This window comes from Pseudomonas sp. YQ_6 (genome assembly GCF_043103245.1).
Lineage (GTDB): Bacteria > Pseudomonadota > Gammaproteobacteria > Pseudomonadales > Pseudomonadaceae > Aquipseudomonas > Aquipseudomonas alloputida.
On the sequence record NZ_JBICJR010000009.1, the window covers coordinates 19,213 to 31,510 of the forward strand.

The window sequence follows — 12,298 nt, forward strand, 5'->3', positions numbered from 1 at the left end:
AAGAAGCTTTCCAACTTTGCTCGACGGGGGATTTATGTTGCCGCCGCTACCGTATTCGCGGGTAAACCCGCTCCTACGACGGACTATGCCCACCAATGTGCCCCCAGATCAGTGTAGGAGCGGGTTTACCCGCGAAAGGGCCAGAAGCCATGACACAAGGTCAACTGTCGCGGCGCAGGTCCGGCGGGATCGGCAGGTCGTCCTTCAGCGGCTCTGGGCGTTTGCCCTTGCCGGCGCGGTATTGGCGAATCTGGAACACATACGCCAGCACCTGGGCCACCGCCAGGTACAGCCCCGCCGGGATTTCCTGCTCAAGTTCGGTGGAGTAATAGATCGCCCGCGCCAGCGCCGGCGATTCGAGGATCTGGATGTTGTGCTCCACGCCAATTTCACGAATCTTCAACGCCATGAAATCGCTACCCTTGGCCAGCAGCAACGGCGCCGCACCGCCTTTCTCCGGGTCGTACTGCAAAGCCACCGCATAATGCGTCGGGTTGGTGATGATCACGTCTGCATCCGGCACCGCCGCCATCATGCGCCGCTGCGACACCTCGCGCTGCAGTTGGCGAATACGTTGCTTGACTTCGGGCTTGCCTTCGCTGTCCTTGTACTCGTCGCGCACTTCCTGCTTGGTCATCTTCATTTTCTTGTGCGTCTGGTACAGCTGGAACGGCACGTCTGCCGCGGCAATCAGCAACAGCCCGGCTGACATCCACAAGGCACTCCAGCCCACCACCTGCAGGCTGTGGATGATCGCCTGCTCCAGCGGCTCATTGGCAATCGACAGCAAGGCCTGGCGGTCACCGGAGAGCACCACCACCGCCACCACCAGAATCACGAAGAACTTGGCCAGCGCCTTGAGCAATTCAGTCAAGGCCTGCATCGAGAACATGCGCTTGATCCCCGACAGCGGGTTCATGCGGCTGAATTTTGGCTGCAACAAGCTGCCCGAGAACAGGAAGCCGCTAAGCGCGATGGGCGCCACGAAGGAAATCACGAACAGCAGGATCAGCACCGGCTGCACCGCCCATATGGCCATCTTGCCCGAGGCCAGCAGGAAGGCACCCATGGCCCGTTCATCGACGATGATGTCGCGGGTCAAACTGAAGTTCATGCGCATCAACGCCAGCAATGTCTCGGCCACGTGGCCGCCGAACGCCAGGAGGCCACCGGCACCCGCCAGGGTCACAGCCACCGTGTTCAGCTCCTTGGAGCGGGCGACCTCGCCCTTCTCGCGGGCGTCGCGCTTGCGCTTTTCAGTGGGGTCTTCTGTCTTGTCCTGACCGCTCTCGCTTTCTGCCATGCTCAGCGCGCCCTCGCCAACTCACGCAGCCATTGCAGCGTTTCGCTGGCCAATGCCTGATAGTGGGACAGGACATCGGCCAGGCCGACCCAGAAGATGAACATGCCCATGACCAAGGTCAGCGGGAAGCCGATGGAGAAAATGTTCAGCTGCGGCGCGGCGCGGGTCATTACGCCAAAGGCAATGTTCACCACCAGCAGCGCAGCGATCACCGGCAGAATCAACAGCAGACCGGCACCGAACACCCAGCCCATGCGCCCGGCCAGCTCCCAGAAGTGATTGACCACCAGCGCACTCCCCACCGGCAAGGTGGTAAAACTTTCGGTCAGTACCTCGAACACCACCAAGTGGCCGTTCATCAACAGGAACAACACACTCACCAGCATGGTCATGAACTGACTGATTACCGTGACGTTGACCCCGTTGGCGGGGTCGACCATCGAGGCGAACGCCATACCCATCTGTACCGCGACGATTTGCCCGGCAACCACGAAAGCCTGAAACAGCAACTGCAAGGCCAGGCCAAACAGCGCACCAACGATGATCTGCTCGGCGCACAACAGCATACCGCGCAGGCTCAACGGGTCGAACTCGGGCAGCGGCGGCAATGCCGGCACGATCACCACGGTCACCGCCACCGCCACGTACAGGCGAATCCGCGCCGGCAACATGCGGGTACCGAAGATTGGCATGGTCATCAGCACCGCAGTCACCCTGAACAACGGCAGGATGAAGGTGGCGACCCAGGTGCCAATCTGCGTGTCGGTCAGCTCCAGCATCGCCGCATCAACCAATGAGCTGCGGGATGTTGGTGTAAAGGGTGGTGAAGTACTCCATGAACTTCTGCACCAGCCACGGCCCGGCGATGATCAGCGTGATCAGCATCACCAGCAGGCGCGGCAAAAAGCTCAAGGTCTGTTCGTTGATCTGCGTGGCAGCCTGGAACATCGCCACCACCAGGCCCACCAACAGGCTCGGCACCACCAGCACGGCGACCATGAGGGTGGTCAGCCACAGGGCATCACGAAACAGGTCGACAGCTACTTCAGGTGTCATCGGCGGCTCTCCTTGACGGCGTCAGACGCCGCCGAAACTGCTGGCCAGGGTGCCCATGATCAACGCCCAGCCATCGACCAGCACGAACAGCATGATCTTGAACGGTAGCGAGATGATCAGCGGCGACAGCATCATCATACCCATGGCCATCAGCACACTGGCCACGACCATGTCGATGATCAGGAACGGGATGAAGATCATGAAACCGATCTGGAACGCCGTCTTCAGCTCGGAAGTGACGAACGCCGGCACCAGGATCGTCAGCGGCACCTGGTCGGGGCCGGCGATGTCAGTACGCTTGGACAAGCGCATGAACAGGTCGAGGTCGCTTTGCCGGGTTTGCGCCAGCATGAAGTCCTTGAGCGGCCCCTGAGCCTTGTCGATCGCCTGCTGGGCAGTCATCTGCTCCTTCAGGTAAGGCTGCAGCGCGTCCTGGTTCACCCGATCGAACACCGGCGCCATGATGAACATGGTCAGGAACAGCGCCATGCCAGTCAGCAACTGGTTGGACGGCGTCTGCTGCAGGCCCAGCGCCTGGCGCAAAATCGAAAACACGATGATGATGCGGGTAAAGCTGGTCATCAGAATGACGAACGCCGGGATGAAGCTCAGCGCGGTCATGATCAGCAGGATTTGCAGGCTGACCGAATATTCCTGTTGCCCGTCCGGGGTGTTGGACAGGGTGATGGCCGGGATCGACAGCGGGTCGGCGGCCAGGGCCAGCGGCGCAGCCAGCAGCAGCGCCAGAGTCAACAACGTACGCAGCGCGCCGCTCATCACTTGTTGTCCTTAGGGTCCTTGCCCATCAGCTCCATCAGCCGCTGGGCAAACTCCGGCGTCGCCTGACGGGCGCTTGCCGGCACTTCCACGGGTTCGGCCAGTACGTGCAGGGCCTCAATGGTGCCGGGGGTATGGCCGATCAGGATCTGCTCCTTGCCCACCTGCACCAACAGCAGGCGGTCACGCGGGCCGATGGCACGGCTGCCGACAATCTCGATCACCTGCCCACCCTTCACTGCGGTGCTCTGCAGCCGCCGCAGCAGCCAGGCCAGGAAGAAGATCAGGCCCACCACCAGCAGCAGGCCCAAGACCATCTGCGCCAGCTGCCCGCCGAGACTGCCAGGTTGAGCCGCCGGGGTGGCTGCTGGCGTGGCCGCAGCCAGGCAGGCGTGGCTGGCGAACAGCACCGCTGCCGCGGCGATGGCGCGCATCGTGCCCTTCACTCAGCGCAGCTTCTTGATACGTTCGCTGGGGCTGATCACGTCGGTCAGGCGGATGCCGAACTTTTCGTTGACCACGACCACTTCGCCATGGGCGATCAGCGTGCCGTTGACCAGCACGTCGAGCGGCTCGCCGGCCAGGCGGTCGAGCTCGATCACCGAGCCCTGGTTGAGCTGCAGCAGGTTGCGGATGTTGATCTCGGTGCTGCCCACCTCCATGGAAATGTTCACCGGGATGTCCAGGATCACGTCCAGGTTCGGGCCTTCGAGGCTGACATTTTCGTTCGGCTTCGGCGAGCTGGCGAATTCTTCCATCGGCAGGCGGCCCGGGCCGCTGCTGCTGCCGGTGTCCCCGCCCAGCAGTGCATCGATGTCGGCCTGCCCGGCAGAACCGGTTTCTTCCAACGCTGCGGCCCACTCATCGGCCAGCGCCTGGTCCTCTGGGGAGGTGATCTCGTTTTCGTTAGCCATGATTTCCTCGACAGGCATTCAATTCGTTGTAAGCGACCGGCACACCGTCAGCGGCGTTCGATCGGGTCGATGATCTGCAGGGCCAGGTTGCCCTTGTGCGAGCCCAGCCGCGCCTTGAACGCTGGCACCCCGTTAGCGCGCAGCACCAGGTGCTCGGGCAGCTCGACCGGGATCACGTCACCCGGCTGCATGTGCAGGATGTCGCGCAGCTTCAGCTGGCGTCGCGCGACCGTGGCGGTCATTGGCACGGCCACGTCCAGCACGTCCTCGCGCAGGGCCTTGACCCAGCGCTCGTCCTGGTCGTCCAGGTCCGACTGGAAGCCGGCATCGAGCATTTCCCGCACCGGCTCGATCATCGAGTACGGCATGGTCACGTGCAGATCGCCGCCGCCGCCGTCCAGTTCGATGTGGAAGGTGGACACCACCACCGCCTCGCTGGGGCCGACAATGTTGGCCATGGCCGGGTTGACCTCGGAGTTCATGTACTCGAAGCTGACCGGCATGATCGCCTGCCAGGCTTCCTTGAGGTCGACGAAACACTGGTCCAGCACCATACGCACCACACGCAGTTCGGTCGGGGTGAACTCACGCCCTTCGATCTTGGCGTGGCGGCCATCGCCGCCAAAGAAGTTGTCTACCAGCTTGAACACCAGCTTGGCGTCAAGGATGAACAGCGAGGTGCCGCGCAACGGCTTGATCTTGACCAGGTTGAGGCTGGTCGGCACGTACAGCGAGTGCACGTATTCGCCGAACTTCATGACCTGCACGCCCCCCACGGCCACGTCTGCGGAGCGGCGTAGCAGGTTGAACATGCTGATACGGGTATAGCGGGCGAAGCGCTCGTTGATCATTTCCAGGGTCGGCATGCGACCCCGCACGATACGGTCCTGACTGGTCAGGTCGTAGCTTTTGATACTGCCAGGCTCGGATGCACTCTCGGTCTGCACCAGCCCGTCGTCGACACCATGCAACAGGGCATCGATTTCATCCTGGGACAGCAGGTCCTGTACGGCCATTGCGGACTCCTACTGCAATACGAAATTGGTGAACAGCAACTGGTCGATGACCGGCTTGCCGACTTCCTTCTGCGCCACTTCCTGGACCACTGCGGTGGCCTTCTGGCGCAGCATCTCCTGCCCTACCGGGCTGCTGGCGAGGGTGTCGAACCCTTGCCCGGAGAACATCATCACCAGGTTGTTGCGGATCACCGGCATGTGCACCTTGAGGGCATCCAGGTCGGCCTGGTTACGCGCCTGCAGGGTGATGCTCAGCTGCATGTAGCGCTGGCGGCCGTTCTGGTTGAAGTTGACCACGAAGGCCGGGGTCAGCGCCTCGTAGATCGCCCCTGGCTTGACGTTGCTGGCCGTGGCCTCGGCGGCCGGAGCCGGCTCGCTCTTGTGCATGATGAACCAGGTAGCGCCCACCGAAAGGCCGATCGCCAGCAACAGGCCGACGACAGCCAGCAGGATCAGCTTGAGTTTGCCTTTAGTGGCGGGGTCTTTGACTGCTTCGCTCTTCGCCATGCCAATAATCCGTCGTCCATCGGGGGTTCAAAGGAGAATGGCTTGGCTTGAGCAAGTGTTATGCCAGATTTTGCAGGGGATGGATTCCAGCAGGTTTTGCGGTGCTGGCTTCTTCGCGGGCACGCCCGCTCACACAGGTACCGCACAGGGCTCGAAATCAACGAAATTCCTGTGGGAGCGAGCTCGCCCGCGAAGAAGCCAGCCCAGGCCAACAGTTATCAGGCGTAGTAATCGACCGCACTGTCGCCGACAACCACCTGCTGCTCCAAAGGCCGGGCACTATCGACCGCCTCGGCCGCACCCTGCTCGGCCCGGCGCGCCGCCACCCCGGAAAGGTTGCTGCCCTGGGCCTGCCCCTGCTGCTGTTGCTGCCCGCGCGACTGGTCAGCCACGTTGACATCCGGCTGCGCCAAACCCTGCTGGGCAAACAGTTCGCGCAGGCGGTGCACCTGGCTGTCAAGGGCGTCACGTACGCCGGCGTGGCCGCTGATGAAGGTGACCTGGGTGGCCTGGTCCGCCGCAACATTGACGCGAATGTCGAGGCGACCGAGTTCTGCCGGTTCCAGCTGGATATCAGCCGACTTGAGGTTCTGGCTGGACAGGTACATGACCCGGTTGACCAGGCCCTCGGCCCAAGCGTTCTGGTTCATCGGCAATGGCTGATGCAGCGGGTTCGCAGTGGCCGGTACGGCGTTGGCGGTCTTGGCCGTGGCCGCCTGGGTCAGGCTGGCCAGGCGGTTGGCAAAATCATCGATGCGGGTGTCGCTGCTGGCGCTCTTGGTGTCTTTCAGGCCGTCTTCAAGCAAGGCGCCAAAGGCCTTGCCACCGGGTTCGCCACTCTCGCCATCGGTATTCTCGACCAGATTCGCCAAGGTATTGACGGCTGCCTGCCCTTCCTCGCCCTGAGCCTGGGCAGCATCAAGGGCATGTGCCGAGGTGCCACCTTTAGCCTGGGCACTGTGCTCCAGCGCCAGGCGCAGGGTCGGCAGGTTGGCCAGGGGGTCAGCATCCGGATCGAAGGCCTCCTCCGCGGACGGCTCTTCAGGCAGTACCGCGGCAACCTGGGTTTGCGCCGTGGCCGCCTGCAGCACGGGCGCCACCGCCTCGGCCTGCGCCTGGATCAGTTGTGCGCCGGGCTGGGCATCAGTGACCTGACCGGCCACCAGGCTGGCATCACGCACACCCGTATCGGCCTGGGCCGAATCCTCTTCTGGCAACTTGTTGCCGTCATCGGCAACTGCAGCTTTGCCAGCCGGGTCTTTCTTGCCGCCAACTGCCGCATCAGGTTTGTCCTTGGGCTTGGCCTGAGCGACCTTGTCGTCCTGCCCGGTAACCTTGTCGCGGCCCTGCCTGGCCATCACCTGGCCAAAGGCATCGCCCTTGTCACCCAGCGCCTGCAGCGGTTTGTCCGCCTGCACGGTGGCCGAGCGCGAGGTTTTGGCAATGGCATTGGCTTGCAGCAAAGGGTTGGGTGCGACAGGCATCGAGCGGTCTCCGCGCCAGAAACAAAAAATCATCGAGGCAGAGACAGGCAAGACTCGCGCCAACTCACGTATCAGCCTGCGGAAATACGTTGCTGCTCACCGCGGTAAAAGTGCTGCACCACGACGAATTCCATGTCGATGCGGCTGATCAAGTCTTCAATACCGTACAACGGGGGCCGCCGCGCGCGCTCTTCGAGCTGCTGACACAGGCTGGCCAAGGCCACCGCGCCCATGTTGCTGCTGCTGCCCTTGAAACTGTGAGCTGCCGCGCCAAGTTCCTCGGCGCTTTTGGCCGCGTGCAACTGCCCAAGACGCCGCTCCGAGTCGTCCAGAAAAGTCTGCACCAACTGCAGGTAGCCATCTTCCATGACCTCACGCAGGTCACTGAGTACCTTGTGGTCAATATGCATGTCAGTCACTTGTTCACTCCTTGATCAAGCCAGATTATGCCCGAGCCAACCCGTGGCTCACCATACGAACTCCACATGCGCGCAACGCCCGCCTTCACTCCAGCGCGCGTCACTGGCCAACTGCCGCACCAGATTCAGACCGCGGCCGCTCAGCCCCTGGTCCGGCGAAGGCCGCGCAAGCACGCGCTGCACGTCGAAGCCGGCACCGCTGTCGCGCACCTTGATCATCAGACGCCCACCGCCACCATGCGGTTCAACCTTGAAATCGATGCTTACAAAGCCTTCGGTCAGCGATTCCAGGCGCCGGGCACGCTCCTGGTAATAGTCGGTAAAGCCTTGCACATCGCGCTTGAGCTGTGAGTCCAGGCCCAGCACACCATGCTCCAGCGCATTGGAATACAACTCGCTAAGCACACTGTGCAGGTTGCCGGTACGTGCGCGCAGGCCATGAATTTCCTGCAACAACTGCACCAGGTACGGCACAGGGTTGAAGCGTTTCAGGCTTTCGCCACGCACCTCGAAGCTCAGCGACCAGTCCAGCGGGCTGGAGCGGCCACTATCAGAGTAGATCATCGGGGCCGCCACCCGCTCCTCGGCAGTGAACATGCGAATATCGCACAAGCTGATGTCATCGCGTGGCTGCCCACCAAAACGCTCCAGGGCCAGCATCAGCTCATCGAACAACTTCACCGGGTCGCGGTTGTCGGCCAGCACCGCTCGCAGGCGCTGTACGCCAAACAGACGTTCCTGGTCGTCGGCGGTATCGATCACACCGTCTGACAGCAGCAACAGGCGCTCGCCCGGTGCCAGCGGCAACACCTCCGTGCTGTCATCGAAACGCTCAGCGGCCAGAATGCCCAGCGGCAGGTGCCGCGAACTCAGTGCCGACAGCACTTGGCCATCCACCGACAGGCGATAGCCATCAGGCATACCGCCATTCCACACCTCCACCGAGCCGCGCTGCATGCTGAGGTTGAGCAACAGCGCACAGCAGAACATGTCCACCGGCAGGATGCGCTTGAGCTTGGCATTCATCTCGCGCAGGATCTGCGCCATGCCGTAGCCCTTGGCGGTCATGCCGTAGAACACCTCTGCCATCGGCATGGCGCCGACCGCCGCCGGCAGGCCGTGACCGGTGAAATCGCCAAGCAGCACACGCATGTCGCCGGCCGGGGTAAATGCCGCCAGCATCAGGTCGCCATTGAACAGCGCGTAGGGCGATTGCAGGTAGCGAATGTTGGGCGCAGAAAGGCAACCAGAGTGGGCCACCTTGTCGAACACCGCCTTGGCGACCCGCTGTTCGTTAAGCAGGTGATGGTGATGCCGGGTGATCTGGTCACGCTGTTCCAGTACCGTTGCCTGCAAGCGGCGCAGACGATCCATGGCGCGAATCTTGGCAGCGAGGATCACCGCACTGTAGGGCTTGGCCATGAAATCATCGCCCCCCGCCTCCAGGCAACGCACCAGGCCTTCTTCTTCATTCAGCGATGTCAGGAAAATGATCGGCACCAACGCTTCGCCAGCCAATGCCTTGATCTGCCGCGCCGCCTCGAAGCCATCCATGACCGGCATCAGGGCGTCCAGCAGCACCAGTTGCGGGCGCCGCTCGAGGTACAGCGCTACCGCCTGCTCGCCGTTTTCCGCAGTGAATACCTGATGCCCCTGGCGGCGTACGATCTGCGCAAGTAGAAGGCGATCGACAGCACTGTCTTCGGCGACCAGCACGGTTAACGCCTGTTCGGCCGGCATGTCGGCGCTCAACTGATATCGAAGAGTTTTTCGAAATTGGAGATAGCGAGAATCTTGCGCACGTCGGAGCTGGCATGCACTACCCGCACATCCGACTCGTCGCCGCCCGCGTGGTCGCGCAGCAACAGCAGCATGCCAAGCGCGGAGCTGTCGAGGTAGGTGGTGTCCTTCAGGTCGACGACCACCGAATCCGGCCGCCTGGGCTGGCGTTCGTAGGCGTCGCGAAACTCCTGATGCTTGCCGAAATCGAAGCGCCCTTTGATCTTGATGGTCAGCTTTTTCCCGTCCTGCGAAAAATCAGTCTCGACTGCCATGCTAGCGATTCCTTCGATGATGGCGGATGCAACTGCTTTAAGGTTTAGCAGGCGATGCTGGGGGAGGCAAGTGTTCACCCTGGTACCTGCGGCGCCCGTGCGGCGCATTCGCGGGCAAGACCTCTCATTTGTTTCGGGCCAATTATTCCGCTGCAAGGCCTGCGGCGAACACCTATAGATGGTTTTGCCGCGGCAGGCGCTGCGACAGCTCATCCAGCAAGCGCTGCTCGCGCTTGTCTTCAGCGCGCCGGGCCTCGTCCTGGTAGCGCTGTACCAGCTTGCGCAAACCCTCCACCCGGGCATAGGCCTGCTGCCAGGTACCCCGGGCGTTATTGAGGTTGTTCTGGTGCCAGACCAGGCTCTGGCGCTGCTGGGTCATGGCCGTTTCCAGTTGGCCGAGAAAACGCTGGTAATTGACCAGCCAGCTGCCATTGACCCCTTGCCCGCCGCGGTTGATCCACTGCAGCTGGTAATCCTCGCGAAAGCGCTCCAGTTCGGCCAGCTTGGCCTGGGCCGTGGCCACCTGCTGCTGGAAATGGCCAAGGCGCTGAGCCGCCTTGCGCTCGGCCTCTTCGGCCATGTCCACCACCGGCGCCAGGCGCGCGGCACGTCCGGGCAGCGCCACGGCCTATCAACCTGCCGGGGGCGTGAAAATCGCCCCCAGCTGTTCGCGGCTCTGCGCCATGCCCACGTTCTCGCGCAGGCCCTGGCGCAGAAACTCAACCAGCTTCGATTGCAAGGCAATGGCCAGGTCGGTCTCCGGATCACCGCCGGCGACATAAGCCCCCACGCTGATCAGGTCGCGGCTTTGCGACAGACGCGACCACAATTGCTTGAACTTCTGTGCCTGGCGCAAATGGTCGGCATCAACCACTTGGGGCATGACCCGGCTGATAGACGCTTCGATGTCGATGGCCGGGTAATGGCCTTCCTCAGCCAGCCGACGCGACAGCACAAAGTGGCCGTCAAGCACGCCCCGCGCCGAGTCGGCGATCGGGTCTTGCTGATCGTCGCCTTCAGACAGCACGGTATAGAACGCAGTGATCGAACCACCGCCAGGTTCGCCATTGCCTGCCCGCTCCACCAACTTGGGCAGCTTGGCGAACACCGAGGGCGGATAACCCCGGGTGGCCGGCGGCTCGCCGATGGCCAGGGCAATTTCCCGCTGGGCCTGGGCGAAACGGGTCAACGAGTCCATCAGCAACAGCACATTCTTGCCTTTGTCGCGGAAATACTCGGCAATGCGTGTGCAATACATGGCGGCGCGCAGGCGCATCAGCGGCGCATCGTCGGCCGGCGAAGCCACCACCACCGAGCGCTTGAGGCCCTCCTCACCGAGGATGTGCTCGATGAACTCCTTTACCTCGCGCCCCCGCTCACCGATCAGGCCGACCACGATGATTTCGGCCTCGGTGAAACGGGTCATCATGCCCAGCAATACCGATTTACCCACCCCGGTACCGGCGAACAGGCCTAACCGCTGGCCACGGCCGACGGTAAGCAGGCCATTGATACTGCGAATGCCCACATCCAACGGCTTGCTGATAGGGTCGCGGTTGAGCGGGTTGATCACCGGGCCGTCCATCGGCACCCAGTCCTCGGCCTTCATCCCGCCCTTGCCATCCAGCGCACGGCCGGCGCCGTCGAGCACCCGGCCCAGCATGCTCATGCCCATGGGCAAACGGCCGCCGTCATCCAGCGGCACTACCCGGGCCCCCGGAGCGATGCCGACGATGCTGCCCACCGGCATCAGAAACACCTTGGGCCCGGAAAAGCCCATGACTTCGGCCTCGACCTGCACCGGGTGATAACTGTCATCGTTGATCACCAGGCAGCGGCTGCCCACTGCTGCGCGCAGGCCTTCGGCTTCCAGGGTGAGGCCGACCATACGCAGCAAGCGGCCTTCGACGATGGGCTGGGCCGGCAGCTCGATGGCCTCAGCGTAAGTGCCCAGGCGCTTGCCGAAGCTGGTGCGTTCAAGGCGCATCTGGGCGGCCCACGGTACGCTCGACCGGCGCATCCAGGTCTATCGACATGTCTGGCGCCGCCGGGTGCAGGGAATGATCGTGCAACTGGTCGAACAGCTGCGCCACCGCTTTTTCGATACGCGTTTCCATGGTGGCATCGATACGGCTGTGGGCCGTCTCGATGCGGCAACCACCCGGCAGCAGCGCGCTGTCTTCCAGCAGCCGCCAGTTCTCCTCATGGCGTTCGCGCAGGGCCTTGGCCAGCTCGAAATCCTGCGGGTTGAGGTGGATGCGGATATTGTCCGCGCCCATGGGCAGCAGCTTGAGCGCTTCGCGCAGCACCTGAGTGATCTGACTGGAATCGTTGCGTAGTTCGCGACCAATCACCTGGCGGCTCATGTGCGCGATCAGGTGCACCAGGCTTTTCTCGATCTGCGTGTCTTGCTCGGCGATAGGCTCCATCAGGTTGGCCATCAGCCGTTCGAGGCTGTCGAGCTTGGTTTTCAGGGCCTCTTCGGCCTCCTGCCGGACCTTGAGCTGGGTGCTGTGGAAGCCCTCGCGCTCACCGGTGGCGAAACCCTCGTTGTAGGCCTCCTGACGGATGGCTTCGAGCTCTTCCAGGGTCAGCGGCTGGACTTCTTCCAGCGGCACTTCCTCGACTTCCTCGATGACCTCGGGCTCAGGCTCAGGCTCCGGTTCGGGCTCCGGTTCCGGGTCGAAGCTGGGCAGCGCCCACACGTCCACGCCCTCAAGGTCGCGGGCGCGGATCAAGTCGCTGGGGTGGTGTTCTTTAGTGGACAT

15 protein-coding genes are annotated in these 12,298 nt (G+C 62.7%); all 15 read right to left on the minus strand.

Annotated features, from left to right (window positions below; genetic code table 11):
- Positions 1-160 precede the first annotated feature (160 nt).
- The 15 genes from flhB to fliH all read right to left on the minus strand — a co-directional run bounded on the left by flhB (position 161) and on the right by fliH (position 12,298).
- Positions 161-1,303, minus strand: a complete 1,143-nt coding sequence (gene flhB, locus ACF8FG_RS03075; protein WP_014590158.1) for a flagellar biosynthesis protein FlhB — start codon at positions 1,301-1,303, stop codon at positions 161-163.
- Between the two features lie 2 nt (positions 1,304-1,305).
- A complete protein-coding gene (fliR, locus tag ACF8FG_RS03080) occupies positions 1,306-2,082 on the minus strand; it encodes a flagellar biosynthetic protein FliR (RefSeq protein WP_014590157.1) in 777 nt (258 codons plus the stop codon).
- A 7-nt stretch (positions 2,083-2,089) separates the two neighbouring features.
- A complete protein-coding gene (fliQ, locus tag ACF8FG_RS03085) occupies positions 2,090-2,359 on the minus strand; it encodes a flagellar biosynthesis protein FliQ (protein ID WP_014590156.1) in 270 nt (89 codons plus the stop codon).
- Between the two features lie 21 nt (positions 2,360-2,380).
- Positions 2,381-3,136, minus strand: a complete 756-nt coding sequence (gene fliP / locus ACF8FG_RS03090) for a flagellar type III secretion system pore protein FliP (RefSeq protein WP_003254415.1) — start codon at positions 3,134-3,136, stop codon at positions 2,381-2,383.
- Complete coding sequence (gene fliO, locus ACF8FG_RS03095) at positions 3,136-3,570, minus strand: flagellar biosynthetic protein FliO (RefSeq protein WP_010955081.1); 435 nt, start codon at positions 3,568-3,570, stop codon at positions 3,136-3,138. Before fliO ends, fliP begins: the two co-directional genes overlap by 1 nt.
- 12 nt (positions 3,571-3,582) lie before the next feature.
- The gene (gene fliN / locus ACF8FG_RS03100; protein WP_029615633.1) at positions 3,583-4,050 is read right to left on the minus strand and encodes a flagellar motor switch protein FliN; all 468 of its coding nucleotides are present in this window, start codon (positions 4,048-4,050) and stop codon (positions 3,583-3,585) included.
- Positions 4,051-4,097: 47 nt separating this feature from the next.
- A complete protein-coding gene (gene fliM, locus ACF8FG_RS03105; protein ID WP_003254418.1) occupies positions 4,098-5,066 on the minus strand; it encodes a flagellar motor switch protein FliM in 969 nt (322 codons plus the stop codon).
- Between the two features lie 9 nt (positions 5,067-5,075).
- Complete coding sequence (gene fliL / locus ACF8FG_RS03110; protein ID WP_010955083.1) at positions 5,076-5,573, minus strand: flagellar basal body-associated protein FliL; 498 nt, start codon at positions 5,571-5,573, stop codon at positions 5,076-5,078.
- 218 nt (positions 5,574-5,791) lie between these two features.
- Positions 5,792-7,057, minus strand: a complete 1,266-nt coding sequence (locus tag ACF8FG_RS03115; RefSeq protein WP_014590154.1) for a flagellar hook-length control protein FliK — start codon at positions 7,055-7,057, stop codon at positions 5,792-5,794.
- A gap of 71 nt (positions 7,058-7,128) precedes the next feature.
- Positions 7,129-7,476, minus strand: coding sequence for an Hpt domain-containing protein (locus tag ACF8FG_RS03120; RefSeq protein WP_004577674.1), 348 nt, complete (start codon positions 7,474-7,476; stop codon positions 7,129-7,131).
- Between the two features lie 48 nt (positions 7,477-7,524).
- Positions 7,525-9,216: a fused response regulator/phosphatase gene (locus ACF8FG_RS03125; protein WP_014590153.1), complete on the minus strand. Its 1,692-nt coding sequence runs from the start codon at positions 9,214-9,216 to the stop codon at positions 7,525-7,527.
- Positions 9,217-9,224: 8 nt separating this feature from the next.
- On the minus strand, positions 9,225-9,530 hold the full coding sequence (locus ACF8FG_RS03130) for an STAS domain-containing protein (RefSeq protein ID WP_003254426.1): 306 nt from the start codon (positions 9,528-9,530) through the stop codon (positions 9,225-9,227).
- A 172-nt stretch (positions 9,531-9,702) separates the two neighbouring features.
- On the minus strand, positions 9,703-10,155 hold the full coding sequence (fliJ, locus tag ACF8FG_RS03135; protein WP_003254427.1) for a flagellar export protein FliJ: 453 nt from the start codon (positions 10,153-10,155) through the stop codon (positions 9,703-9,705).
- Between the two features lie 6 nt (positions 10,156-10,161).
- Positions 10,162-11,517, minus strand: coding sequence for a flagellar protein export ATPase FliI (gene fliI / locus ACF8FG_RS03140; RefSeq protein ID WP_014590152.1), 1,356 nt, complete (start codon positions 11,515-11,517; stop codon positions 10,162-10,164).
- Entirely contained in the window at positions 11,507-12,298 is a 792-nt protein-coding gene (fliH, locus tag ACF8FG_RS03145) for a flagellar assembly protein FliH (RefSeq protein WP_019438391.1), read from the minus strand. The genes fliI and fliH overlap by 11 nt, the downstream gene beginning before the upstream one ends.